Genomic DNA, 26,251 nt, shown 5'->3' with positions numbered 1-26,251 from the left:
CGAGACCGGGCTTTTTACTTGCTTTGTTATTTCTTCAAAGCATCGGTTATCTTAGGCGACCATGCGCCTTCCGGCTTTTTGGTGATGACCGGATCGGAACCACCACCCAGCAATGTATCGACTGTGCGGTCGGCTGCTGCCACATCAAGCGTGCCATCCGAACCATCGATCAACTTGGCGATTTCCTTGATCATGCGCTCCTGAACTTCCTGTGTCTGCGCGCCCGATGCATCATTTTCAAGAATGATCTCGGCAGCTTCCGCAGGGTTCTCAGAGGCATATTGCCAACCCTTCATCGATGCGCGGACAAAACGGGCGAGTTTATCGACCATGGCCGGGTCTTCAAGGCTCTTATCAAGCACATAAAGCCCATCTTCAAGTGTTGCTACGCCCTGTTCTTCATAAGGGAACACGACGAGCTGATCCGCAGGAAGACCGGCATCAATGACCTGCCAATATTCATTGTAGGTCATGGTCGAAATGCAGTCGGCCTGCTTCTGGATCAGCGGATCGACGTTGAAACCCTGCTTCAACACGGTCACACCATCTGCGCCGCCTGTGGTTGGGATTTTCAGATGGCTCATCCATGACAGGAACGGATATTCATTGCCGCCGAACCAGACGCCGAGCGTGCGGCCCTTAAAATCTTCCGGCTTGGTAATGCCGGTTTCCTTACGGCAGGTCAGCATCATGCCGGATTTCTTAAACGGCTGTGCGATGTTGACGAGCGGAACACCCTTTTCGCGAGTCGCGAGTGCTGATGGCATCCAGTCCACCACGACATCGGCGCCGCCACCGGCAATCACCTGTGGGGGAGCCACGTCCGGGCCACCCGGCTTAATGTCTACATCGAGATTTTCTTCTTCGTAGAAGCCCTTGTCCTTGGCGACGTAATAGCCAGCAAACTGGCCCTGCGTCACCCATTTGAGCTGCAAGGTCAGCTTGTCCGCTGCCATTGCCGAGCTGCTCATGAGTGCAAGCGCCAGTGCGGCTGTTCCAAGGCATAAAGATATTGCCTTTTTCATTTCAGTTCTCCTCTTGTTAAAGGCTCCACCTTATTTTTGCGGATGCCATATATTCAGGCTCATGCCCTCCTGTATGAAGGGTGCCAGAATGTCATTCTGCGCTCGATCAGCGCGATCAGCCCATAAGAGAGCGACCCCGCAAGAGCGGCTACAAAGATTTCAGCCCAGACCATGTCTACATTCATGCGCCCGATTTCAGCCGATATGCGGAAGCCCATGCCGACAATCGGCGTGCCGAAAAATTCAGCCACAATCGCACCAATCAGCGCCAATGTTGAATTGATTTTCAGCGCATTGAAGATGAAGGGCATGGCAGCAGGCAGGCGCAGCTTGATCAGCGTTTGCCAGTAATTGGAACCATAGCTCTGCATGAGATCGCGTTCCATAGCACCGCTGGCAGCAAGCCCCGCAACCGTATTTACCAGCATTGGAAAGAAGGTCATGATGATCACAACGGCTGCCTTCGACTGCCAGTCAAAGCCAAACCACATCACCATAATGGGCGCCACGCCCACAATAGGAAGGGCGGCGGCAAGATTGCCCAGCGGCAACAAGCCTTTGCGCAGAAACGGAATGCGGTCTGCAATGATCGCGGTAATAAAGCCAAGCCCGCAGCCTGCCACATAGCCAATGATGACGGCTTTCAAGAAAGTCTGCTGAAAATCGGCCCAGAGGATCGGTACGGAACTGGTTATGCGTGCCCATATGACGGAGGGTGCTGGCAAAAGCACTGACGGAACCTCGAAAATCCGCACAGCGACTTCCCATAGCGCCAGCATGGCAATGCCAAACAGTGCGGGCACCGCAATGTCGAGCAGCTTTTGTCCTTGCGCATTGCGGATTTTAACGCTTGCCAGCCCCTGCACGACAAACCATGACACGGCAATCAGAGCGATGATGATAGCAATGTTGATGATCATGATGCCGCCTTTTCCGGCTTGATGCCCATGCGCCGTTTGGCCATCGTGGCTGCAATGCCGACCAGACCGACAAGGATGGATGCCATGAAGGCCGCAAGCACCAGTGCCGCCCAGATTTGCACTGTCTGCCCGTAATAGGAACCGGCCAGCAAGCGCGCACCAAGCCCGGCAACTGCACCTGTCGGCAATTCGCCAACGATGGCACCGACAAGGCTGATCGCAACTGCAATCTGCATCGAGGTGAACAGAAACGGCATCGAAGCAGGCCAGCGCAACTTCCAGAACACCTGATTTTTCGAGGCATTATAGGTGCGCATCAGATCAAGATGCATCACATCGGGCGAACGCAAACCTTTGACCATGCCCACCGCCACCGGAAAGAACGACAGATAGGTGGAAATGACGGCCTTCGGAAACAGCCCTGAAATGCCAATCGCATTCAGCACCACAATGATCATCGGTGCGATGGCCAGAATGGGAATGGTCTGCGAGGTGATGATCCAAGGCATGAGGCTTTTATCAAGCGTTGTCGAGTGTACAATGCCGACCGCCAACAGCACGCCGAGCGCCGAGCCAAGCACGAAGCCAAGCAGCGTTGATGAGAGCGTCACCCAGCCATGATAGACGAGGCTGCGCTTGGAACTTGGCTTGACGGCAAAGACTGTTTTCCAGAGTTCATTTGCCACCTGATGTGGAGCAGGCAACACCGGTCGGTCCTGCTGCATTGTATTGGCTACAAGCGTTGAAAACCCGATTTCTGTTCCGGCACGTTGCGCCTGATCACGTTCAAACGGCGCATTCAGATAGACTGCAAAAGCATACCAGATCGCAATAATGATCGCGAGAATGGTCGCAACCGGAATAAATTTTTCGCGAAAAAAGGCTGTCATTGCCGCCCCCCTTCACCCGATTGTTGCCCCCGCTGTTTAATCATGGATGTGCCCCAGCCGAAGGCCTTCGCGCACGCGATGGGCGATTTTCAGAAATGCTTCCGATTCACGAATGTCCAGTGTTCGGTCTGGTCCGAGATCGCAGTCGATGATTTCATGAATGCGGCCCGGACGTGGACTCATGACCACGATCTTGGTCGAAAGGAATACGGCTTCAGGAATGGAGTGGGTCACGAAAATCACGGTTTTCTGTGTCGCCGCCCAGAGTTTCAAAAGTTGCTCATTAAGATGGTCGCGCACGATTTCATCAAGCGCGCCAAAAGGCTCATCCATCAGCAGCATGTCCGGGTCAAACGACAGCGCACGCGCAATCGATGCGCGTTGCTGCATTCCACCGGAAAGCTGCCACGGAAATTTCTTGCCAAAACCGGTGAGGTTCACAAGTGCCAGATTCTTTTCAATACAGGCTTTTCGCTCGGCTTTTGAATGGCCCATAATCTCAAGCGGCAGGCTGATATTGTCTTCGATCGTGCGCCATGGGAAAAGCGCTGCCGCTTGAAACACATAGCCATAAGAGCGATCTAGCCGCGCCTGTTCAGGCGTCTTGCCGTTAACGGTGACGGAGCCAGAAGTTGGTTGTTCAAGATCAGCCACCACACGCATCAAGGTGGTTTTGCCGCAACCAGACGGACCAATGAAAGAAACAAACTCGCCACGTTGAATGGCGAGATTGATCTCGGACAGGGCATGAACCGGACCATCATTGGTTTCAAACACCAGCGACAGTTCTTTAATGTCGATGACTGTCTCAGCAGTCTTCAGGCCCCTTTCCGGGGCAACGCTGTTTTCTGAATTCATGCGCATTTCCCGAAATTGAGCCAGAGCCATGGTTCAGACCCCTATCGGCATATGTTCGGCGCTGCGTTCCACCTTGCGGGGTGCGACGATTTCTTTCCACTGCGACAGTGCCTTGTTGGCGGCCCCATTGGGTTCGCGCTCGACAAAACGACCATCGCCCGGCTGTGCAGTCACATGGCCATTGTCATAGGCGAGACGTCCGCGCGAGAATGTTTTGACGGGCAGGCCCTTCAGCTCAAAGCCTTCAAAGACGTTGTAATCAATGGAAGAATGCTGCGTCTTGGCGGAGACCTTCTTGGTCGCTTCCGGATCCCAGATAATCAGATCAGCATCGGCACCCGGCAGGACTGCACCCTTCTGCGGATAGATGTTGAGGATCTTCGCAATATTGGTTGAGGTCACAGCCACGAACTCGTTTGGCGTCAAACGCCCGGTGCGAACACCGCGCGTCCAGAGCACGGGCAATCGTTCTTCAAGCCCGCCCGTACCGTTCGGAATTTTGGTGAAATTGCCAATGCCATTGCGCTTCTGTTCGGTGGTGAAGGCACAATGATCGGTCGCCACCACTTGCAGGCTTCCGGCGGCAAGCCCGGCCCAGAGGCTGTCCTGATTGACCTTGTCGCGGAACGGCGGCGACATGACGCGGCGCGCGGCATAATCCCAGTCGCGATTGTGATATTCGCTTTCATCCAATGTCAGATGCTGGATCAACGGCTCGCCATAAACCCGCATGCCTTTCTGGCGTGCGCGGCGGATTGCTTCATGCGCCTGCTCGCAGGATGTATGCACCACATAAAGCGGCACACCAGCCTGATCTGCAATCATAATGGCGCGGTTGGTGGCCTCACCCTCGACTTCCGGCGGTCGTGAATAGGCGTGCGCCTCCGGTCCGTCATTGCCAGCAGCAAGCAGTTTTGCCTGCAATTGCGCAACAATATCGCCGTTTTCCGCATGCACCAGCGGCATGGCACCGAGTTCTGCACAGCGCTGGAATGATGCGAACATCTCGTCATCATTCACCATCAATGCGCCCTTATAGGCCATGAAGTGCTTGAAGGTGTTGATGCCGCGTTTCACCACTTCCGGCATTTCGTTGAAGGCACGTTCGCTCCAGCCGGTGATCGCCATGTGGAACGAATAATCGGTGCGCGCCTTACCTGCCTTCTGGAACCATTCCTGCAATGCGTCGAGCAGATTGCCTTCCGGTCCCGGCAGTACGAAATCGACAACCATCGTTGTGCCGCCAGCAAGTGCTGCAGCGGTACCGGTGTCGAAATCGTCGGATGAATAGGTGCCCATGAAGGGCATTTGCAAATGCGTATGCGGATCAATGCCGCCGGGCATTATGTAACAGCCGGTCGCATCGATGGTTTCATCGCCGGTCAGATTATCGCCCACGGCAACAATCTTCTCACCTTCGATAAGAACGTCGGCTTTGAAGGTGCGGTCAGCCGTAATCACGGTGCCGCCTTTGATGACCTTACTTGCCCCAGAACTACCCATGTTCGCGTTCCCCTTTTTGGTTTTGTTTCGAACAGGTATTGGATGGGCTGGAAATTAACTCACAATTTCAGCAGTCTCCAATACGGCATGAAGAAGCACATCAGCGCCAGCCGATGCCCATTCTTTAGAAATTTCTTCGTCTTCGTTGTGGCTGAGACCATCCACGCATGGACACATGACCATGGCGGTCGGTGCAACGCGGTTGATCCAGCAGGCGTCGTGACCAGCACCGGAAACAATGTTGCGATGGCTGTAACCAAGCCGTTCGGCTGCATTGCGGATTGCTGTGACACAGCCTTCATCGAATGTGACAGGATCAAAATGCCCTACCACTTCAATCTCGATGCCGATTTCAAGGTCTTTTACGATCTTTGGCGCCTCGGCTTCAAAGCGCGCTTTCATGGCGTCAAGCGTTGCCTGATCCGGCGAGCGGAAATCGACGGTAAAAACGATCTGGCCTGGCAGCACATTGCGTGAGTTTGGCGATACTTCAATATGGCCCACACCGCCAACCGCATCCGGCTGATGCGACATGGCAATCTCGTTGACGAGCTGCAGCAGCTTGCCGAGACCCAGACTTGCATTCTTGCGCATTTTCATCGGCGTCGAGCCGGTATGCGCTTCCTTGCCAGTTAGCGTTACCTGCAACCACCACAGTCCCTGACCATGGGTGACGACGCCAATATCCTTGTTCTCAATCTCGAGAATCGGGCCTTGCTCAATGTGAAGCTCAAACATCGAATGGATTTTGCGCTTGCCCACTGGCTCGTCGCCCTTCCAGCCAATGCGCTCCAGCTCATCGATGAATTTCTTGCCCTTGGCGTCGGTGCGCGCATAGGCCCAGTCCTGCTCATGGACCCCTGCAGAAACGCCGGAAGCGAGCATGGCAGGTGCAAAACGCGTACCTTCCTCATTGGTCCAGTTGACCACGACGATAGGGCGCTTTGTCTTGATATTGGTGTCGTTCAGCGTGCGCATGACTTCAAGTCCGCCCAGCACGCCGAGCACACCATCATATTTGCCGCCGGTCGGCTGTGTATCGAGATGGCTGCCCATATAGACCGGATCAGCATCGGCATCTTCGCCGGGGCGAAGGAAAAACATATTGCCCATGGTGTCGACGGTCATCGACAGACCGGCTTGTTCACACCATTTTTGGAAAAGCTGACGGCCTTCGGCGTCTTCATCGGTCAGCGTCTGGCGATTATTGCCACCGCGCAAGCCGGGGCCAATTTGCGCCATATCCATCAGGCTGTCCCACAGCCTGTCGCCATTGACCTTGAGATTGCTGCTGAGCGCCATATGCTCTGCCTCCACATTTCAAGTATGCAATAACAGTGGCATTGCTGCCAGCGTTTCACATGTTATGTTGTTCCCGCGACCCGGCTCTTTGGCCTCAATCTTCTTGCCCTCAATCTTGTTGGGATGATTGCAAAAACTTGACTAGTTGGTCAAAATGCAGGCTAGAAGAGCGTTCGGCAGTGGTCAAGCGGTTTTAAGAAATTTTGCCTCACGAGAAGGTGCTAAATGGTCACAGATGCGACAGCCCCCGCGAATGCCCCTGCCGAAGCAGGTGCGAGCGATAAGGCGGAAGGTGCGACGCGCATTCAGGCGATCAACCGCAGGCTTATTCTTGATGCAGCGCTTGATGTTTTTTCTGCCTATGGCTTTCGTGGCACCACTGTTGACCAGATTGCCGAAAAGGCAGGCATGTCGAAGCCAAATTTGCTTTATTATTTTCCACGCAAGCAAAATATCTATGTGACTGTTCTCGAAGAAACGCTGACCGAATGGCTTGGTCCGTTTGAAAGTATCAATCCGGATGGCGATCCGCTTGAAGAGCTGCGAAACTATATCGCGCAGAAGCTTGAGTTATCGGCTAAGCGGCCCGCAGCATCGCGGCTATTTGCCAATGAAATCCTGCATGGCGCTCCGGCCATTACCGATTTTCTCAAAGGTCATTTGAAAGATCTTGTCGATGAAAAGGCGCAGGTTATTCATCGCTGGATCGAAGAAAAGCGCATCGCACCGATTGATCCCTATCATCTTATTTTCACGATCTGGGCGGTGACGCAGCATTATTCCGACTTCTCTGTTCAGGTCGCAGCCATTCTTGGCAACCGTGCTGGACAGCCCGATTTTTATGAGCAGACCGCACGATCGATAGCGGCAATTATTCTTGACGGTGTGCGTGTTCGTGACGATGTTTCGCCCTTATGAAAACGATTCTTATTGCAGCAGCCATTGTCCGTGATGAAGCGGGCCGTTTCCTCCTCGTGCGCAAGCGTGGTAGCGATATTTTCTTCCAGCCCGGCGGCAAAATCGATGCGGGTGAAGCGCCTGAAATCGCCCTCATCCGCGAGATCGAAGAAGAGCTTGGCATTCGCATCGATGAAAGCCAATTGCGCCATGCCGCACGCATGTCCGCACCCGCTGCCAATGAAACAGATTCAATTGTCGAGGCTGAGCTGTTTCATCTCACTTTGAGGGAAGGGCAGGTGCCTGCCGCTTCCAGCGAGATCGAGGAGCTGATCTGGGTTGCTGCAGGCGATCAGTCGCGTCCGGTTGCGCAGCTTTCACAAAACATTCAGGTCCGCTTTGCATAAACGGATAGAACGCAAGCCACTCGCCGATGAATAAGTTTTTCGTTTGCGCATTTATTATCTTCCTCTTATCAGTCTCTCCGCGCTCTAAGGCGCAAAAGCATAGATTCTGGAGGAGATATCCATGCAATTCAAAGCATCCGAGAAGCGTTTACTTGGACATACTGGTCTCAGCGTAACAGCTCTTGGTCTGGGAACGGCCCCTCTAGGTGGGCTTTATGCGCCAGTTTCGCGAGCTGACGCGGGCGCTTTGCTGGAAGCTGGCTGGGACAGTGGCATCCGTTATTTTGACAGCGCACCGATGTATGGCTATGGCCGTTGCGAGCATCTGCTTGGCGATATGCTGCGCGAAAAAAGCGAACGCGCGGTTGTGTCCACTAAGGTCGGACGCCTGATGACCAATGAGCGCGCTGGTCGTACTTTACCCCCAGCGCCGCCGAAAAATCCGCTCGATTCGGGTTGGCACAATGGTCTCAATTTTCGTGAAGTCTTTGACTATAGCTATGACGGCGTGATGCGCAGCTTCGATGATAGCCAGCAGCGTCTCGGTTTCCCGGAAATCGACCTGCTCTATGTCCATGATATTGGCAGCGTGACCCATGCCGACCGGCACGATTTTCACTGGAGTGCGCTGACAAAAGGCGGCGGTTTTCGCGCACTGGCCGAACTGCGCGCAGCAGGCAACATCAAAGGCTTCGGCCTTGGCGTGAACGAATGGCAGATCATTCGCGATGCGCTGGAAGAAGCTGATCTTGATTGCTCGCTTCTCGCTGGCCGCTATTCGCTGCTCGATCAGGTTTCGGAAAAAGAATTCCTGCCACTGGCGCAAAAGCGTGGCATGGCGCTGGTGATCGCCGGTGTGTTCAATTCAGGCATTCTCGCAGCGCCGCGCGGCGGCGAACAGAAGTTCGATTATGCCGATGCGCCTGCTGACATCATTGCGCGCACCAATCGCCTGCACGATATTTGCGATGAGTATCATGTGCCGCTGGCCGCTGCTGCCATGCAGTTTCCGTTGCGGCATGAGGCCGTCAGCTCCATCCTGATCGGTGTGCGTTCGCCAGAACAGATCAGGCAGAATGTCGTCTGGTTCGAGCAGTCGATCCCGGGTGAATTCTGGCAGACCTTACGTTCCGAAGGCCTCATTTCGTAATCATGATGACTAAGATTCTCTGTGTCGGTGCTCTCACCATGGACACCATTCTCCGCCTTGATACGCTCCCACATGCGGCAGGTAAATATCTGCCGCGTGAGGCTGTTGAAATCGCAGCCGGTATGGCTTCGAGTGCCGCCGCTGCCATTGCGCGGCTTGGCGGCGAGGTGGCGCTGTGGGCTTCTGCCGGGATTGATCCGGTGGGTGGTCGCGCTGTCGCAGAGCTTATCACTGAGGGCATTGATTGTTCGTATATCAGGCGGCTGGAAGGCACACGCACGGCTTTCTCTTCGATCCTTGTCGATGCAAATGGCGAACGCATCATCGTGCCGTTTTATGATCGCACGCTTGCCAGCCCGGCTGAAACCGTGCCGCCAATTGCGGCAGGTGGTTATGCTGCCGTCATGACCGATGTGCGCTGGCCATGGGCGGCGGAAACTGCGCTGCGTGCCGCGCGCGATGCAGGCATTCCGGCAATATTGGATGCGGATACCGCAACTGTTGAATTGCTTGAAACCTTGCTTCCGCTTGCAACCCATATTGTTGCGTCAGAACCGGCTGCAATCAGCGTGACAGGCACCGCGGATTTGCGCGAATGTGTACGCATTCTTGCCGACCGTTACGACGTGTTTACAGCTGTAACCGGCGGTGCGGATGGTTGTTATTGGACGGAAGGCGCTGGCAAACGGGTTTTGCATGTGCCGGGTTTTAAGGTGGCTGCGGTCGATACGCTGGCTGCGGGCGATGTGTTCCATGGCGCTTTCGCGCATGGTCTTGTGGAGGGCAAGTCGATGACCGACATCATCCGCTTTGCCAATGCCGCCGCCGCCATCAAATGCGCACGCTTTGGCGGTCGCGCTGGTTCGCCCAGCCAGAAGGAAGTTCTTTCCTTCATCGAAACGGGTATCGTTCCCGCACAATAATTAAAAACCTCCCTCAAAATTGAACATTCAAGCTTCAACATCAAATTGACTATTTACTAACATGTTAGTATGTGCAAACTTACAGTTCAATCTTGGGAGGAGCCAGTTTTGGCACATAATCATTCTGGGCAGGAGCGCTTCGGCCTCTCTGCAGCACTCACGACACCGTTCGATGCTGATGGCAATATCGACGTCAGCCGCGCACTGAAGCATGCCCGCGCTCGTCTTGATAATGGCTGCTCAAGCGTCACATTGTTTGGCACGACCGGCGAAGGTTCTTCCATTGGTGACGCCGAGCGCGCAGCGCTTCTCGATGCCTTCATCGCTCAGGGATTTGCTGCTTCCAACATCGTCGTCGGCGTGATGGAAAACTCGATTGCCGATGCAACCGCACAGTCTGCTGATGCGCTGCGTCGCGGCTGCAAGGCTATCCTTCTCGCGCCACCGTCCTATTTCAAAAACCTCTCCGATGAAGGTCTGTTCAACTGGTTCTCTTCTGTGTTCAAGGGTTTGGGCGCCGATGCCCGCAGCATCATCCTTTACAATATTCCGTCGGTGACGGCTGTTGAACTGTCGGTCGATCTTATCACCCGTCTGCGTGCAGCGTTCGGTGACATCATCATCGGTGTGAAGGACTCTTCCGGCACCTGGTCCTATACGGAAAAGCTGCTTGCAGCCCACAAGGATATTGCGATCCTGATCGGCGATGAGCGTGATCTTGCAGCCGGTGTACGCCTTGGCGGACAGGGTGCGATTTCCGGCATGGCAAACCTGTTCCCGGATCGTCTTCTGCGCATGATCAATGAGGGTCTGGATGACAACGAGCTGGTTGCTGCAGTGCGCCAGCTGCTTAATTATCCGGTCACGCCTGCGGTCAAAGCTATGGTTGCGCGTCATACGGGTGACAAGGAATGGCGTCGCGTGCGCGCACCGTTGATTTCGCTGAATGATGCGGATTTCGATGCAATTGGTAGTGTATTCGACCGTTTGCATATGGCAAAAGCGGCTTGACCATTGCATAAGCTCTAGTAGCAAAAAGGGAATGGCTTTGGCGGACGATCACAACGAACCAGTAAAATTGCGGGATAAGGCTTATCAGAGCTTCACCGAGCATTTGCTGGCGCGTGATTTTCATCCGGGCCAGTTCGTTTCCCAGCGCCAGCTTGTCACAATGACGGGTCTGCCGCTGGGCGCGATCCGCGAATTAATCCCGCGTCTCGAAACGGAAGGTCTGATTAAGACTGTGCCGCAGCGCGGACTGCAGATCGCCCATATCGATCTGAACCTGATCCGCGAGGCGTTTCAGTTTCGCCTTTTTATCGAAAAGGAATCGGTTGCGATTTTCTGTCAGTCGGCTTCCGATACATTGCTGCGTTCGCTTCGTGCAGCGCACGAAGAAACGCTCAATCGTGCCATGAGCGAAGGTGAGACGCCGGAGCTTGAAGAGCAGGCGCAGAATATCGACTGGAGCCTGCATGACACGATTGTCGGCTCGCTCGACAATGAAATCATCTGGCGAAACTATCAAACAAATACGATCAAGATGCGTCTGATCAATCAGGAGCGTTTTCGTATTACCGGGCGCGTGATCCCGGTCATGCAGGAACATTTGTCGGTGTTGTCGGCAATCGAAACCCGCGATCCACAGACTGCCATGGATGCTATCGCCGTTCACATCAACAACGCACGGAAGCTGGCTTTGCATATTTGAGACTAAGCATTTCCAGCAAAAGTGCGTAGCGGTTTTGCGTAGGATAATGCGAAAAATAAAAAATTAGAGCGTTTCCTATCATTCTATCAAAAAGGAAACGCTCTGAAGGTTTGGCGAGAGGAGTCGCCGAACCAAACACACAACAGGGGAGGAGTAAGCAATGAATTTATTACGTCCGACACGCCGTCAGTTTATGGCGGGAACCGCAGCAATTGCTGCAACCGGCATAACAGGCTTCACGCCGTCATTTGCCCAGTCCAATGTTGACTGGAAGAAATATGCCGGCACGACGCTTGAAGTGAACCTTATCAAGAGCCCGCGCGGTGAACTCCTTCAGAAGCATCAAAAGGAATTTGAAGATCTGACCGGCATCAAGGTCAATTCTGAGCAGACGCCGGAACAGCAGCAGCGCCAGAAGGCAGTGATCGAGCTGACCTCGGGCCGTCCGAGCTTCGACGTCATTCACATCAGCTATCACGTTCAGAAGCGTCAGTTTGAAAAGGGCGGCTGGCTTGCCGATCTCACCCCGTTCCTGAAAGACCCGACGCTGACCGATGCGTCGCTCACAGAAGATGATTTTGCGAGCGCTGGTCTGACTTTCGCCAAGGATGCCAATGGTCGCTTCGGCGCGCTGCCATTCTCGGTGGATTACTGGATCATCTATTGGAACAAAGACCTCTTCGCGGAGAAGGGTCTTGAATTCCCTAAGACCTTTGAAGAGCTGGTCACAACCGCCGAAGCCCTGACTGACCCTGCAACCAGAACTTATGGTTTCGTTGCGCGAGGCATGAAAAATGCCAATGCGCCGGTCTATACCAGCCTTCTGCTTGGTTATGGCAAGCAGTCGGTGGATGCCGATGGCAATGTCCAGACGGATTCTCCTGAAGGCATTGAAGCAGCCAAGCTTTATCAGCGCCTGATGACAAAATCCGCACCTCCCGGTGTTGCTGGCTTCAACTGGGCAGAATGTCAGTCGAATTTCCTTCAGGGCCGCGTTGGTATGTGGCTCGACGGCATCGGCTTTGCGCCACCACTCGAAGACCCGAACAAATCGCGTGTTGTCGGCAAGGTTGGCTATGGCGTTATGCCAGCAGGCCCGAATGCACAGGCCGCACCGACCACCGGCGACGGCATCGGCGTGACCGAAGCTTCGAAAAACAAGGAAGCCGCATATCTTTATTGCCAGTGGGCCATTTCCAAGGAAATGGGCGCGCGTCTTCTGCAATCGGGATCAGGCGTTCCGTTCCGCAAGTCGATCATCGACGACGCTGAAGTCCGCAAGGGCGTCACCATGCCGGAAGGCTGGGTGGAGGCGCTCTCGAAGTCTGCCCCAATCAGCCAGCTCTGCCTGCCAGTCATCGTACCTGTCACGGAATTCCGCGACATTATCGGTGTTGGCCTCACCAATCTGTTGAATGGTGCTGACGCAGAAACTGAAATGAAACGCGCGACGGAAGAATTCCGTCCGGTCCTCGCACGGAGCGAAGGAAAATGACATCTGCCGCCCCGATAGGTGCAAAAACAGGAGCAGCGCGAGCTGTTCCTGCCACCAAGCCGGTCACAGGTCGCCTGCGGCCAAGTTACTGGCCGTTCGTTCTTCCAGCCTTGATTACCGTCGGGGCGGTGATCGTTTTCCCATGGGTGTTTACACTCTGGATGAGTGCCAATCAGTGGCAGCTCGGCGGTGAGCAGAGCTTTGTCGGCTTCGACAATTATCTGCGCCTTGCCGCCGATATGCGCTTCTGGGAATCCATGTGGCACACGGTTGTCTATACGGTTCTCTCGGTCGTGGCTCCGATGATCTTGGGCACGATTGCAGCACTGGTCTTTGACAGCAAATTGCCGATGCGCGGCCTGTTGCGCGGTATTTTCGTTATGCCGATGATGGCAACGCCGGTTGCGGTCGCCCTTGTCTGGACCATGATGTATCACCCGCAGTTGGGTGTGCTGAATTATCTTCTCTCGCTGATCGGCATTGCGCCACAAGAGTGGATCTTTAATCAGAGCACGGTTATCCCGTCGCTGGTGCTGGTTGAAACCTGGCAGTGGACGCCGCTCGTCATGCTGATTGTGCTGGGGGGGCTTGCTTCCATGCCGCGCGATCCGTTTGAAAGTGCGGAAATTGACGGCGCCAATGGATGGCAGAAATTCCGCTATATCACGCTTCCGATGATCCTGCCGTTTATCATGGTTGCTGTTATCATCCGCTCGATTGATGCGCTGAAAAGCTTCGACATCATCTATGCGATGACGCAGGGCGGTCCCGGAACTGCATCGGAAACCATCAATATCTATCTCTATAACGTGGCGTTTTCCTATTACGACATTGGCTATGGCTCGGCGATTGCCGTGGTGTTCTTCATTGTCATTATTGCCATGTCGATGGTTCTTCTGGCCCTGCGCCAGCGGACCAAGTGGAACTCGTGAGGACCGACCATGGCACGCAAGTCAATTCTTTCCAAGCTTGGCACGGCACTCATGGTTTTTGTGATCGTGTCGCCCGCAATCTTCTTCTTCGTCTGGATGCTGTCGCTTTCGTTGAAATATGAAATCGACAACGGCGCTTATCCGCCAATCCTGATCCCCGACCGCATCGCGTGGTCGAACTATACCGGGATTTTTGAGACCAACGACTTCCTGCTCTATTTCTGGAACAGTATTCTGGTCACCGGAACCGCCACTTTGCTGGCACTGCTGGTTGGTGTTCCGGCGGGGTACGGCATCGCCCGTCTGCGCGCCAACAAGTCTGCAATCGTCATCATGATTGCGCGTATGACGCCCGGCCTGTCCTATCTGATCCCGTTGTTCCTGCTGTTCCAAACGCTCGGACTGCTCGGTACGCTCTGGCCGCAGATCATCATCCATCTGGTTGTGACTGTTCCAATCGTGATCTGGATCATGATCGGCTATTTCGAGACGACGCCTATGGAGCTTGAAGAGGCCGCTATTATCGATGGTGCATCCTCGTTGCAGGTGTTTATGAAGGTAGCGCTTCCGATTGCCAAGCCCGGCGTTGTGGTGTCGCTCATCCTTGCGGTGATCTTCTCGTGGAACAATTTCGTTTTCGGCATCGTGCTTGCAAGCCGCGAGACACGCACCCTGCCGGTCGCAGTTTACAACATGCTGTCCTTTGAACAGGTCAGCTGGGGTCCGCTTGCAGCCGCAGCCCTCGTGGTCACATTGCCGGTCCTGTTGCTCACCGTTTTCGCACAGCGCCAGATCGTTGCAGGTCTGACAGCAGGCGCCGTCAAATAAGAATTGAGGTTTAAGATGGCATCTGTATCCATCCGAAATGCAATCAAGAAATATGGCAATGTTGGCGTTCTGCATGGCGTGTCAGTGGATATTCAGGACGGCGAGTTTGTCGTGCTGGTCGGCCCATCGGGTTGCGGCAAGTCAACGCTTTTGCGCATGATCGCAGGGCTTGAGGAAATCAGCGACGGCGAAATCGCCATCGGTCCACGCGTGGTCAATGATCTGCGCGCAAAAGAGCGCGATATTGCCATGGTGTTCCAGAATTATGCGCTTTATCCGCATATGACGGTGGCTGACAATATGGGCTTCGCGCTCATGCTGAAGAACGCGCCGAAGGAAGAACGCGACAGCCGCGTCAATCGTGCGGCAGAAATTCTTGGCCTGAACAAGCTGCTTGACCGCTTTCCGCGTCAGCTTTCCGGTGGTCAGCGCCAGCGTGTGGCCATGGGTCGTGCGATTGTCCGCGATCCGCAGGTGTTTTTGTTCGATGAGCCGCTCTCCAACCTCGATGCTAAACTCCGTGTGCAGATGCGTGGCGAGATCAAGGGTCTGCATCAGCGTCTGAAGACCACCACGATCTACGTGACCCACGATCAGATCGAAGCCATGACCATGGCCGACAAGATCGTCGTCATGCGCGATGGTCTGGTGGAGCAGATCGGTGCGCCGCTCGATCTTTATGATCGTCCGGCCAATATGTTTGTCGCGGGCTTCATCGGTTCGCCATCGATGAATTTCGTCAATGGCAAGATCGAAGAAGGCTCGTTTGTCGCTGACGGTGGCTTCCGCATGGCGCTGCCGGAAGGCGACTATTCAAGCCTTTCGGGCAAGGCTGTTTATGGCATGCGCCCTGAGCATATGAAGATTGCTGAGCAGGGCGTTCCGGTCACAGTTGATATTGTCGAGCCAACAGGTTCGGAAATCATGGTGATGGGCAAGCTTGGCGATCAGCCGATTACCTGCCTGTTCCGCGAGCGTCTGACCGTGCGTCCGGGCGATGTGCTGACCATTGCTATTGATCCGGCAACCAGTCATGTGTTCGAGCCGGAAAAAGGTAAACGCGTCAGCCGCTAAATCGCTTATCTGAAATGAAAAACGCCGGGCTTTTGCCCGGCGTTTTTGACATTTTTTCTACGCGCATCCCGAAAACCGGTTCCCACTTTTCGGGATGCGCTCTATTCCGCAGCCTCTTTCACGGCCATCGGATTGTTCGGATGGGTCGTCCAGTTGGCATATTGCGCCGGGATCGGTGCCTTGGTGCGTGGATCGAAATCGCCGATTTGCTCCATGGTGATGCAATCCTCGACCGGGCAGACATTGACGCAAAGATTGCAGCCAACGCATTCCTCGTCGATCACCTCAAAGTGCCGCGCACCATTCACAAGATTGGTGATTGCCTGATGCGAAGTATCTTCACAGGCAATATGGCAACGACCGCACTTGATGCAGGAATCCTGATCAATCCGCGCTTTGGTGACATAGTTGAGGTTGAGATACTGCCAGTCGCTGACATGCCCCACAGCCATGCCGCGGAAATCATCAAGCGTCTGATAGCCCTTACTGTCCATCCAGTCGGAAAGACCGTCGATCATTTCCTCAACGACCTTAAAGCCATATGTCATCGCAGCCGTACAGACCTGAACGGTGCCACAACCAAGCGCGATAAATTCGGCCGCATCGCGCCATGTGGTGATGCCGCCAATGCCTGAAATCGGCAGACCATAGGTTTCCGGGTCGCGTGCAATTTCCGCCACCATGTTGAGTGCAATCGGCTTCACTGCGGGACCGCAGTAACCGCCATGGCTGCCGCGTCCATCAATGGATGGAACCGGCGACATGCTGTCCAAGTCGACAGACACAATAGAATTGATCGTGTTGATCAGCGATACTGCGTCGGTGCCATTGGCCTTTGCGCCGCGTGCAGGCTTGCGAATGTCAGTGATGTTTGGCGTCAGCTTAGTGATCACCGGCATACGGCTATATTGCTTGCACCATTTCACGACCATGCCGACATATTCCGGCACCTGACCGACAGCCGCCCCCATGCCACGTTCGCTCATACCGTGCGGACAGCCAAAGTTGAGCTCAATGCCGTCAGCGCCGGTTTCTTCCACCAGTGGCAGAATGGCTTTCCATGCTTCTTCTTCGCACGGCACCATGATCGAAGCGATCAATGCGCGGTCGGGCCAACGCATCTTCACTTCTTTCATTTCGCGCAAGTTCACTTCGAGCGGACGGTCGGTGATAAGCTCGATATTGTTAAGACCAAGCAAGCGCCGGTCAGCACCATGGATCGCGCCATAGCGCGGACCATTAACATTGACCACCGGCGGGCCTTCGGAACCCAGCGTTTTCCAGACCACGCCACCCCAGCCAGCCTTGAAAGCCCGCTCGACATTGTACGCCTTGTCGGTCGGCGGAGCCGAAGCCAGCCAGAATGGGTTTGGAGATTTAATGCCGAGGAAGTTCGTTGAAAGATCAGCCATGTTTACTCTCCTCAGCCCTGTTCCTGGCCCAAAGGCACGCTGCGGTCGCGGTAAGTAGACGGGGTTGGCGCATGAAGTGCACCGCCCGAAAGCACCGCATCGGCAAAGCCTTCAACGGCTTCGGGACGTTTCGTCAGCGTCGCATGGATAGATTCGGCGGCTACCTTGCCGTCTTCCACAGATGCAACGGTCAGATCCTGTCCACCTGCAACGCAGTCGCCCCCCGCCCATATGCCCTCAACGGATGTGCGACGCTCGTCATCGACGCTGATGCGTCCTTTGGAAAGCCCGATGCCAGCCCCTGAAATGGGTTCCGGTTCAAACTTCTGACCGATTGCCTTGAAAACCTGATCGGCTTCAAGAATGAGATATTCGCCGGTGCCGGAAAGCTTGCCGCTATCGGCATTGGTATATTCAAATACAATGGCGTTGACCGTGCCGTCTTCGCTTCGTTCAAGCGCGTGTGGCTGCAACCAGTGACGGATCACTACGCCATGAATCTGCGCCAATTCCTGCTCATAGGCGCTGGCATTCATGCTTTCCTGACCGCGACGATAAACGATAGTCACGTTTTCAGCACCGAGCTTCTTGGTCTGGATGGCAACGTCCACTGCGGTCATGCCGCCACCGATAACCACAACATTACGGCCAACAGGCAGAGACGCGAGGTCTTTTGCCTGACGTAGATTGGCGATGTAGTCCACAGCATCAATCACATTGGGCGCGTCTTCGCCCGAAAGACCAAGACCATTGACACCCGGCATGCCCATGCCGAGGAACACGGCATCAAAGCCCGCTTTTAAGGCTTCAATGGTGATGTCCTGACCGAGCGTCTGGTTATATTCGATATGGATCGCGCTGATTTTCAGCACGAATTCCAGTTCGCGCTGTGCGAAATTATTGACCGTCTTGTAGGCGGCAATACCATATTCATTGAGACCGCCGCCCTTGGACCGCGCCTCAAAAATTGTCACCTGATGTCCATGCATTGCAAGGCGGTGCGCCGCAGAAAGACCCGCTGGACCCGCGCCAACAATAGCGATGTGCTTGCCGGTTTCAGGTGCACGCTTGAATGGATGATTGCCGGTTTCCATCAGAACATCGGTCGCATAACGCTGCAATTCACCAATCTTGACGGGTTTGCCTTCAGACGTTTCGCGCACACAGACTTCTTCGCAGAGCGTTTCGGTCGGACAGACGCGGGCGCACATGCCGCCCAGAATATTTTCTGAGAGAATGGTCTTGGCCGCACCGATTGCGTTGCCGGTATTAATCTGGCGAATGAAACGCGGAATATCGATGCTCGTCGGACATGCATTCATGCAGGGCGCATCATAGCAATAATAGCAACGGTCGGATTCAACGAGGGCTTCATGCTTGTTCAGCGGTGGATGCAGATCATCAAAAACATGCGCATAGTCGGCCTTTTCCAGCCGCGAGCCGTGAATATCAGGCCCGTTCGCGTGTCCCGGATTATCAATTGCATCAATAGGCGAATTCTCTGCTGATCTCATCGATCGCATCTCCCATTTTTGCTTGTTAAGGCGCGGGTTCCCTTTGCGCACCTTGAACTCTGTTCCGGGCTGCGATCTTTGCCGTCGCGTGGTGCCCGTTACAGACAGGATGACAGATTTTCACGGAAGGTCAAATTTTTTATCATCTGGTCAATTTATGACTTTTAGACACCAGAAATAGCGAAAGGCCCGGCTTTAGAAGCACGGGCCTTTGAAACTTGATGGGAGTATAAAATCAGATGGTCTCGGACTTGATAATATTGTTGTCAGACGTTTCATCTATCTCAGCACTAGGGAAAGCTTCAGCTTCCTTTGGCAGCGATGGACGCGAGCTTAGCACCAGTGCGCAGCCTGCAATGATCACGGCAGCGCCGATAAACTGGATGAAGGAGAGCTGTTCTTTCAGGAATACAGCACCCACCAGAACCGCAATCACGGTGACCGCAAATTCGACGCTGATAGCCTTTGTCGGTCCGACATTTCCCACCAGTTTGAAATAAAGCACATAGGTAAGTGCGCTCATCACGCAGGCTGAAACCAACAGATAGATGAAATCAACCAGTCCCGGTGTTGTTGGTACAGGAATGGCGAAGATCAGCGGCAGCGTCAGAATGCCGCCGAAAACGAACGCGCCAATAGTGGTTTCCCACGAGCCGGTGGTTGACAGACGGCGGCTTGCGTAATTGCTGCCGAAGGCTGCGGAAAAGCATGAGAACATTACGGCAATGCAGCCCATGATAAATTCAGGCGTTACGGCCACAGCAGGGAAGCCGACCAGAAGCACGATACCCGTCACACCAAGCAGCAGTCCAACCAGTCCGCGTGAGGTGATGCGCTCGAGGCCCCATAACTGGCTGATAACCATCGAGAAAAGTGGAATAGATGCAACGCAGATCGCAGCCATTGCAGTGCCAATCAGTGGCGTACCATAGGAGAGGCCGATCAACTGGCCCGCAACGGTGGTCGCGCCAACAATCGCAAACGGCTTCCAGCCCGCATGAAAATCAAGGCTGCGTCCGGAGAGCTTGGCGATTGCAAACAATGTTCCCGCTGCGATGAACGAGCGGAAGGCGACGGCACCCACCCAGCCAAAGGCTTCGACGACGCGCAACACCACGAGGAACGAAAGCCCCCATGCTATAGCAAGAAAAATATAAGTGGCGACGTCTCTGGGTTTCATGCCGATAGGCCTTCATTATGCTGCTGGATTACCGACTATCTGATAGGAGTGAAAAGCGAAACCTCTTTCGCGTCTCCTCCCATACCATCTTGGAATGAAATTATGCCGTTTTTGCAGCGGCATTATCTGCCGCTTTTTGTGCTGCCGCAGCACCGATATTAGCAAAAAAGCGATCCGCAATCTTGCGCGCCACTGAGCCAAGCAGTTTCGAGCCGAGCTGCGCGATCTTGCCGCCTGCATCGCCATTGATCGCATAGCTGAGAATTGTCTCGTGACCGTCTTCGGTCAGTGTCACATCCGTATCGCCATGAGCGAAACCCGCAATTGACCCCTCACCACGTCCGGAAATCGTATAGGATGCAGGCGGGTTCATGTTGGAGAGTTCGAGCATTCCATGAAAGCGAACCTTGATAATACCAAGGCTGACTTTGAGTGCTGCGCGGATTTCCGTGTCTGAAATTCGTTCCAGATCCTCGCATCCGGGAATGCAGTTTTTCAGGGTTTCTATGTCGTTAAGCGCATCCCACACGGCCTGCCGGGGTGCGCTAATTCTCTCTTCTCCGGTGAGGTCCATGCTTTACACTTCTCCTGATCAACCTAAATTGATGCCCATGCTTATATCTAACAGCATCAAAATGGAAAATTTCTGTAATTTAACGGATGCATTTCTCCACTAAAATGCTCTATGAAGACAATTAAATCGATTTGATTGACTGGAGTACCATCATGGCAAGAGATACGGCGAAGCTTGAAGCAACGGTTGCCAAGCTGAAAAAGCATTGGTCGGACGCTGCACCAAAAGACATGCGTGCAGCATTTAAAGCCGATCCGGGCCGTTTTGAGCGCTTTTCGCTGTCGCTTGACGATCTGCTGTTTGACTGGTCGAAAGCCCGCGTCAATGATGAGACAGTTGCGCTTCTGACCGAGCTTGCACAAGCCGCTGATGTTGAAGGTCGCCGCGCTGCTATGTTTGCAGGTGCGCACATCAACAACACTGAAGACCGCGCTGTGCTTCATGTTGCGCTTCGTGACACCACGTCGAAGGAAGTGCTGGTCGATGGCCATAACGTCCTGCCAGACGTGAAGGAAGTGCTCGACCGTATGGCTGCGTTTTCGGATGGCATCCGTTCCGGTTCCATCAAGGGTGCGACTGGCAAGAAGATCACCGACATCGTCAATATTGGCATCGGCGGCTCCGATCTCGGCCCGGTCATGGCAACGATTGCGCTTTCGCCTTACCATGACGGCCCACGCGCGCATTATGTATCGAACATTGATGGTGCCCATATTGCCGACACGCTGAATGCGCTTGATCCGGCAACCACGCTCATCATCGTTGCGTCGAAGACCTTCACCACTATTGAGACCATGACCAACGCGCAGACCGCGCGCAAATGGATTGCGGATGCGCTGGGCGAAGATGCGGTTGGTGCACATTTTGCTGCCGTCTCGACCGCTCTCGATAAGGTTGCAGCATTCGGCATCGGCGAAGAGCGCGTCTTTGGTTTCTGGGATTGGGTTGGCGGTCGCTATTCGGTCTGGTCGGCGATTGGCCTGCCAGTGATGATCGCGATTGGTGCCGATAATTTCCGCAAGTTCCTTGCGGGCGCGCATTCAATGGATGTGCATTTCCGCGATGCACCACTCGAAAAGAACTTGCCAATCTGGCTCGGTCTGATCGGCTATTGGCACCGCGCAATCTGCGATTATTCCAGCCGTGCGGTTATTCCTTATGATCAGCGTCTGGCGCGCGTTCCAGCCTATCTCCAGCAGCTTGATATGGAATCAAACGGCAAGAGCGTGACGGTAGATGGCAAGCCTGTGTCCGGTCCAACCGGTCCAGTTGTCTGGGGCGAACCCGGCACCAATGGTCAGCATGCTTTCTTCCAGCTGCTGCATCAGGGCACCGATACCATTCCGCTCGAATTCATCGTTGCGGCAAAAGGCCATGAAAAGCACCTCGATCATCAGCATGAAATGCTGCTCGCCAACTGCCTTGCCCAGTCGGAAGCGCTGATGAAGGGCCGCACACTGGATGAAGCCCGCGCGCAGCTTCAGTCTAAGAATCTGCCTGAAAGCGAAGTTGAGCGCATTGCACCGCATCGCGTGTTCTCGGGCAACCGCCCATCGCTGACACTGGTTCATGACAAGCTGGACCCGTTTGCATTCGGCCGCCTGATCGCTCTTTACGAACATCGCGTGTTCGTTGAAGCGCAGATTTTCGGCATCAATGCGTTTGACCAGTGGGGCGTGGAGCTTGGCAAGGAACTCGCAACCGAGCTTCTGCCGGTTGTTTCGGGTGCCGAATCTGCTGAAGGCAAAGACGCTTCGACAGTTGGTCTCGTTGCGCATTTGCATGCACGCCGCAAAGCCTGATATTAAGGCAAATCAATAAGGCAAGCCGGGCGCTCTGCCCGGCTTTTTTTGTGCGCATTAACTGGGATGAGAAATGAAGACCGAGATTATCGAGTTTGCCGGCGATGTACCGGGTAACGCCATTGAACTGCGTGTGTTGCGCTTTGCAGGCAAAGACAGCGATGCGCCAACCGCCTATCTGCAATCGTCACTGCATGGCGGTGAACTGCCGGGGCAGGCCGCTCTGCATTTTCTCGTGCCTATGCTAAAAAAAGCATCCGATGAAGGCCGCATTCTCGGCAACATCACCGTTATCCCACAGGCTAATCCGATTGGATCGAACCAGTGGCAGGCACATCAGCATCTTGGTCGTTTTGAGTTTTTCTCTGCGGTCAATTTCAACCGCGCTTTCCCGCTTCTGCCAGATTTCGACACGTCTGAATTGCCCGGCCCTGATGCACCTGTTGCACTTGCACAGCGCTTGAAGGCTACGCTTTTGAAGATGGCTCTTGCCAATGACATCGTGCTTGATCTTCACTGCGACGATGAAAGCGAAAACTACGTCTATATCGCTAAGGAATTCGTGGACGACATGAAGGATCTGGCCGTGGCACTTGGCTCAACCGCGATCCTCGCTTGGGACACGACAGCAGACGCAGCTTTCGAAGAAGCCTGCGCGCATCCGGTTCTGCAATTGCCTGCCGACAAGCGCAATATGAAGCGCCGTGCCGTCACCACAGTTGAATTCCGTGGCTTGAGCGATGTCTATGCCGATATGGGCAAGGGTGATGCGGAAGGTCTTTATAAGTTCCTCGTTCATCGTGGTGTGATCCGCGATGAAAGCGTGAAGCTTGATCTCGATTATAAGGGCCTCATCACGCCGCTTGAAAATGTGGAAATGCTGCGTGCGCCGGAAGGTGGCATGGTGCTTTATCATGTCGCTCCGGGCGACATTGTCGAAGCCGGTGCAAAGCTTGTTACTGTCGTCACCAAGCCGGGTGAGCCTGAAGGCGACATCACGCTGACCGCACCGCAGGCGGGGCGTATTCTGACCCGCCGCACGTTGCGCTATGTGCGCCGCGGCGATGATCTGCTTAAACTGCTGGGCCCAAAGCCATCGGCAGTTAAGAAGCGTTCCGGCGCGTTAGAAGCATGAGTGCATTGCCTGCTCCTGAGAAACTAAAAGCGATCCGTGCCATCCTGTTCGACAAGGATGGCACGCTGATTGATTTCGATCGCACATGGTTTGCCGTGTCGTGGAACCTTGCGCAGCGCACCGCCAATGGCGATGAGCATCGCGCGCGTTCGCTGCTTGATGCGGGCGGCTATGACTGGCAGGAAAAGCGCTTTCGCGCCAATTCGGTGATTGCTGCCGGAACGGTCGAAGACATTGTGCAACTCTGGCACCCGGATATTGATGCGGCGGGCTTCAAAGCCAAAATAGCCGAATTTGATAGCTATACGGTGGCTGAAGGCGCGCGTTCTGCGGTGGCGATTGAAGGTCTGCGGGAAACATTGGAAACCCTGCGCGCTATGGGTTTTATATTGGGTATCGCCACCAATGATTCCGAGGCAGGCGCGCACGCGACTGCAAAGGCGCTGGGCATTGATCACTTCTTTGATGTGGTGATCGGTTATGACACAGCCGCGCGCCCGAAGCCCTATGCTGATCCGCTGCTTTATTTTGCGCAAAAGGTCGGTCTTGAGCCGGGCGCGATCGCCATGGTGGGCGATAATCTGCATGATCTTGAAACAGCACAGGTTGCAAAAGCCGGTCTCGGCGTTGGCGTTCTGTCCGGAAACAGCCCACGCGAAGCGCTGGAACCGCATGCCGATGTGGTGCTCAATTCCATCGCAGATCTGCCAGACTTATTCAGGTAAAATGAAAAGGCCCTGTTAGAGATAAAAGGGCCTTTTCCATTTTAGTCACGCAACTCACGGCGCAAGATTTTGCCGACATTGGTTTTCGGCAAGGCGTCGCGGAATTCCACTTCACGCGGGCGCTTATAATTGGTGAGGCGCTGTGCACAGAAGGATTTGACGTCTTCTTCCGTCAGGTTTGGATCACGGCGTACGACGTAGAGCTTTACCACTTCGCCGGAATGTTCATTTGGCACGCCGACTGCTGCTGATTCTACGATGCCCGGATGTTCGGCTGCGACTTCCTCAATTTCATTCGGATAGACGTTAAAGCCGGAAACAAGGATCATGTCCTTCTTGCGGTCCACAATCTTGGTGAAGCCACCTTCATCCATAAAGCCCATATCGCCGGTGCGGAAGAAACCGTCGGCCATAATAGCGCGCTCGGTTTCATCGGGTCGGTTCCAGTAGCCCATCATGACCTGTGGGCCACGCACGCAGATTTCGCCGACATCGCCGAGTGGCAAATCCTTGCCATCGTCATCGCGAATAGCAATGTCAGTTGAAGGCATTGGCAAGCCGATGGTGCCGCTAAACTCCGTTGCATCAAGCGCATTGGCAGATGCGACGGGCGATGTTTCGGAGAGGCCGTAGCCTTCGGTAATGTGGCAACCCGTCATTTGCTGCCAGCGTTCGGCAATTGGTCGCTGCACGGCCATGCCGCCGCCAAGCGTCAGCACCAGTGGCTTGAAGTTCAGGGCTTTGAAATCCTCGTTGTTCATCAGCGCGTTGAACAGCGTGTTAAGGCCCGGGAAAATATGGAATGGATATTTCTGTAGCTCTTTGACAAAGGCCGGAATATCGCGTGGGTTTGGAATGAGAATGTTGCGTGCGCCAAGTTTCAGGCCGATCATCGCATTCACGGTAAGCGCGAAAATATGATACAGCGGCAGGGCGCAGACGAAGTTGAGTTCCTTCGGTTTGCCTTTGTTCTGGAATGCAACATCCATCCAGAACTGCATTTGCTCGACATTGGCCAGAATGTTTTTATGGCTCAACATTGCGCCTTTGGAAACGCCGGTCGTGCCGCCAGTATATTGCAGAAAAGCGAGATCAGAGCTGTCAACAGGAACTGGATTGAATGATTTTCCACGGCCTTGAGATAGCGCATCTTTAAAGCGCACATGACCCGGAATATTCCACTCCGGTACTAGCTTTTTGACCTTGCGTACCACCAGATTGATGATGTGGCCTTTCAAACCATGCATATCGCCCATCGAGGCGATAATGATGTTCGGCACATGGATGGAGGCGAGAGATTTCTGCACAGTCGCGGCAAAGTTCTCCAAAACGATGAGAGCCTGCGCGCCTGAATCGTTCAACTGATGCTGCAACTCGCGCGGTGTGTAGAGCGGGTTCACATTCACGACTACAAATCCAGCACGCAGGATCGCGGCAATTGCCACCGGATATTGCAGAATGTTCGGCATCATGATCGCAACGCGGTCACCCTTGACCAGCCCACGTGATTGCAGCCATGCAGCGAGTGCGCGCGAGTTTTCATCCAGTTCTTTGTAGGACAAGTCTTTGCCCATACAGGTAAAGGCTGGCTTCTCGGCAAACTGGCGGCACGCATTTGAGATCATGTCGCCAATGGAAGTGGTTTTGCTGAGATCAATCTCATGCGGAACGCTTTTTGGATAAGATTTCAGCCAGATCTTGTCTGGTAAAGCCGCAGTGTTGGTTGCCTTGCTCGACGTGGGTTTTGCTTCGGTCGCTTTTTTTGCCATGCCTTCTCCCCGGATTGCTCCGTCCAATGTTTGAGCAGCAAGCCGCCACCCTTCTCCCAATACGACCCGTCCTTGAATGCAGGTCAGGTGCTCCTCAATAGTGAATGTGGTCGACTTTCGTCTTAATCGCAAGAGTTACATTGACGTAAGCGTAAATTAAAAATTCAATACATAACGCATCGCGGAAAGTGCGAAGCGGTTTTCGGACCAAGATACGTGTTTCGA

At 54.3% G+C, this 26,251-nt stretch carries 24 protein-coding genes; 13 read left to right on the top strand and 11 right to left on the bottom strand.

Annotation, left to right across the window (positions count from 1 at the left end):
* Positions 1 to 26: 26 nt before the first annotated feature.
* Genes J2782_RS07440 through J2782_RS07415 form a run of 6 tightly spaced genes read right to left on the bottom strand, consistent with a single transcriptional unit; the run spans position 27 to position 6,498 of the window.
* Complete coding sequence (locus J2782_RS07440; protein WP_310010957.1) at positions 27 to 1,025, bottom strand: ABC transporter substrate-binding protein; 999 nt, start codon at positions 1,023 to 1,025, stop codon at positions 27 to 29.
* A gap of 59 nt (positions 1,026 to 1,084) precedes the next feature.
* Positions 1,085 to 1,945 (bottom strand): ABC transporter permease, encoded by an 861-nt coding sequence (locus tag J2782_RS07435; protein WP_310010956.1) that lies wholly within the window; start codon positions 1,943 to 1,945, stop codon positions 1,085 to 1,087.
* Positions 1,942 to 2,835: an ABC transporter permease gene (locus tag J2782_RS07430; RefSeq protein WP_310010955.1), complete on the bottom strand. Its 894-nt coding sequence runs from the start codon at positions 2,833 to 2,835 to the stop codon at positions 1,942 to 1,944. Before J2782_RS07430 ends, J2782_RS07435 begins: the two co-directional genes overlap by 4 nt.
* Before the next feature lie 36 nt (positions 2,836 to 2,871).
* A complete protein-coding gene (locus tag J2782_RS07425; protein ID WP_310010954.1) occupies positions 2,872 to 3,693 on the bottom strand; it encodes an ABC transporter ATP-binding protein in 822 nt (273 codons plus the stop codon).
* Positions 3,694 to 3,726: 33 nt separating this feature from the next.
* Entirely contained in the window at positions 3,727 to 5,196 is a 1,470-nt protein-coding gene (gene hydA, locus J2782_RS07420) for a dihydropyrimidinase (RefSeq protein ID WP_310010952.1), read from the bottom strand.
* 54 nt (positions 5,197 to 5,250) lie between these two features.
* Positions 5,251 to 6,498, bottom strand: a complete 1,248-nt coding sequence (locus J2782_RS07415; protein WP_310010951.1) for a Zn-dependent hydrolase — start codon at positions 6,496 to 6,498, stop codon at positions 5,251 to 5,253.
* Between the two features lie 225 nt (positions 6,499 to 6,723).
* Between J2782_RS07415 and J2782_RS07410 the strand changes: the two genes are divergently transcribed.
* The 10 genes from J2782_RS07410 (at position 6,724) to J2782_RS07360 (ending at position 15,915) form a co-directional block, all read left to right on the top strand.
* A complete protein-coding gene (locus tag J2782_RS07410) occupies positions 6,724 to 7,416 on the top strand; it encodes a TetR family transcriptional regulator C-terminal domain-containing protein (protein WP_310010950.1) in 693 nt (230 codons plus the stop codon).
* On the top strand, positions 7,413 to 7,802 hold the full coding sequence (locus tag J2782_RS07405) for an NUDIX hydrolase (protein ID WP_310010949.1): 390 nt from the start codon (positions 7,413 to 7,415) through the stop codon (positions 7,800 to 7,802). Before J2782_RS07410 ends, J2782_RS07405 begins: the two co-directional genes overlap by 4 nt.
* A 121-nt stretch (positions 7,803 to 7,923) precedes the next feature.
* Positions 7,924 to 8,952, top strand: a complete 1,029-nt coding sequence (locus J2782_RS07400) for an aldo/keto reductase (RefSeq protein ID WP_310010948.1) — start codon at positions 7,924 to 7,926, stop codon at positions 8,950 to 8,952.
* Positions 8,953 to 8,954: 2 nt separating this feature from the next.
* On the top strand, positions 8,955 to 9,875 hold the full coding sequence (locus J2782_RS07395; protein ID WP_310010947.1) for a PfkB family carbohydrate kinase: 921 nt from the start codon (positions 8,955 to 8,957) through the stop codon (positions 9,873 to 9,875).
* 108 nt (positions 9,876 to 9,983) lie between these two features.
* On the top strand, positions 9,984 to 10,886 hold the full coding sequence (locus J2782_RS07390; RefSeq protein ID WP_310010946.1) for a dihydrodipicolinate synthase family protein: 903 nt from the start codon (positions 9,984 to 9,986) through the stop codon (positions 10,884 to 10,886).
* 37 nt (positions 10,887 to 10,923) lie between these two features.
* Positions 10,924 to 11,586: a GntR family transcriptional regulator gene (locus J2782_RS07385; protein ID WP_094506568.1), complete on the top strand. Its 663-nt coding sequence runs from the start codon at positions 10,924 to 10,926 to the stop codon at positions 11,584 to 11,586.
* A gap of 160 nt (positions 11,587 to 11,746) precedes the next feature.
* Positions 11,747 to 13,081: an ABC transporter substrate-binding protein gene (locus J2782_RS07375; RefSeq protein WP_310010945.1), complete on the top strand. Its 1,335-nt coding sequence runs from the start codon at positions 11,747 to 11,749 to the stop codon at positions 13,079 to 13,081.
* Positions 13,078 to 14,013 (top strand): carbohydrate ABC transporter permease, encoded by a 936-nt coding sequence (locus tag J2782_RS07370; protein ID WP_310010944.1) that lies wholly within the window; start codon positions 13,078 to 13,080, stop codon positions 14,011 to 14,013. Before J2782_RS07375 ends, J2782_RS07370 begins: the two co-directional genes overlap by 4 nt.
* Positions 14,014 to 14,022: 9 nt before the next feature.
* Positions 14,023 to 14,841 carry a carbohydrate ABC transporter permease gene (locus J2782_RS07365; RefSeq protein WP_250039997.1) on the top strand — a complete coding sequence of 273 codons (819 nt, stop codon included), beginning with the start codon at positions 14,023 to 14,025 and terminating at the stop codon, positions 14,839 to 14,841.
* A gap of 15 nt (positions 14,842 to 14,856) precedes the next feature.
* A complete protein-coding gene (locus J2782_RS07360) occupies positions 14,857 to 15,915 on the top strand; it encodes an ABC transporter ATP-binding protein (protein WP_310010942.1) in 1,059 nt (352 codons plus the stop codon).
* A gap of 101 nt (positions 15,916 to 16,016) precedes the next feature.
* Here the strand turns inward: J2782_RS07360 and preA are convergent, their stop codons facing one another.
* The 4 genes from preA to J2782_RS07340 form a co-directional block, all read right to left on the bottom strand.
* A complete protein-coding gene (gene preA, locus J2782_RS07355; protein ID WP_007873474.1) occupies positions 16,017 to 17,327 on the bottom strand; it encodes an NAD-dependent dihydropyrimidine dehydrogenase subunit PreA in 1,311 nt (436 codons plus the stop codon).
* Between the two features lie 11 nt (positions 17,328 to 17,338).
* On the bottom strand, positions 17,339 to 18,850 hold the full coding sequence (locus J2782_RS07350) for an NAD(P)-dependent oxidoreductase (RefSeq protein ID WP_310010940.1): 1,512 nt from the start codon (positions 18,848 to 18,850) through the stop codon (positions 17,339 to 17,341).
* A 226-nt stretch (positions 18,851 to 19,076) separates the two neighbouring features.
* Positions 19,077 to 20,021 (bottom strand): DMT family transporter, encoded by a 945-nt coding sequence (locus tag J2782_RS07345; protein WP_310010939.1) that lies wholly within the window; start codon positions 20,019 to 20,021, stop codon positions 19,077 to 19,079.
* A 100-nt stretch (positions 20,022 to 20,121) separates the two neighbouring features.
* Positions 20,122 to 20,595, bottom strand: coding sequence for an SRPBCC family protein (locus tag J2782_RS07340; RefSeq protein WP_310010938.1), 474 nt, complete (start codon positions 20,593 to 20,595; stop codon positions 20,122 to 20,124).
* 152 nt (positions 20,596 to 20,747) lie between these two features.
* On the opposite strand from J2782_RS07340, the gene pgi reads away from it, so the two are divergent.
* The 3 genes from pgi (at position 20,748) to J2782_RS07325 (ending at position 24,257) form a co-directional block, all read left to right on the top strand.
* Positions 20,748 to 22,397 carry a glucose-6-phosphate isomerase gene (pgi, locus tag J2782_RS07335; protein ID WP_310010937.1) on the top strand — a complete coding sequence of 550 codons (1,650 nt, stop codon included), beginning with the start codon at positions 20,748 to 20,750 and terminating at the stop codon, positions 22,395 to 22,397.
* A 73-nt stretch (positions 22,398 to 22,470) separates the two neighbouring features.
* The gene (locus J2782_RS07330; RefSeq protein ID WP_310010936.1) at positions 22,471 to 23,532 is read left to right on the top strand and encodes a M14 family metallopeptidase; all 1,062 of its coding nucleotides are present in this window, start codon (positions 22,471 to 22,473) and stop codon (positions 23,530 to 23,532) included.
* Positions 23,529 to 24,257, top strand: a complete 729-nt coding sequence (locus tag J2782_RS07325) for an HAD family hydrolase (protein WP_310010935.1) — start codon at positions 23,529 to 23,531, stop codon at positions 24,255 to 24,257. The genes J2782_RS07330 and J2782_RS07325 overlap by 4 nt, the downstream gene beginning before the upstream one ends.
* Before the next feature lie 41 nt (positions 24,258 to 24,298).
* On the opposite strand, the gene J2782_RS07320 is transcribed toward J2782_RS07325, so the two are convergent.
* A complete protein-coding gene (locus J2782_RS07320; protein WP_310010934.1) occupies positions 24,299 to 26,026 on the bottom strand; it encodes a long-chain fatty acid--CoA ligase in 1,728 nt (575 codons plus the stop codon).
* Positions 26,027 to 26,251: the final 225 nt, after the last annotated feature.

Origin of the sequence: Brucella pseudogrignonensis (genome assembly GCF_031454375.1) — a bacterium.
In the GTDB taxonomy this organism is placed as follows: Bacteria; Pseudomonadota; Alphaproteobacteria; order Rhizobiales; family Rhizobiaceae; genus Brucella; species Brucella pseudogrignonensis_A.
The sequence above is the reverse complement of the archived record's forward strand: the minus strand, read 5'-3'. Positions and strand labels throughout refer to the sequence as shown.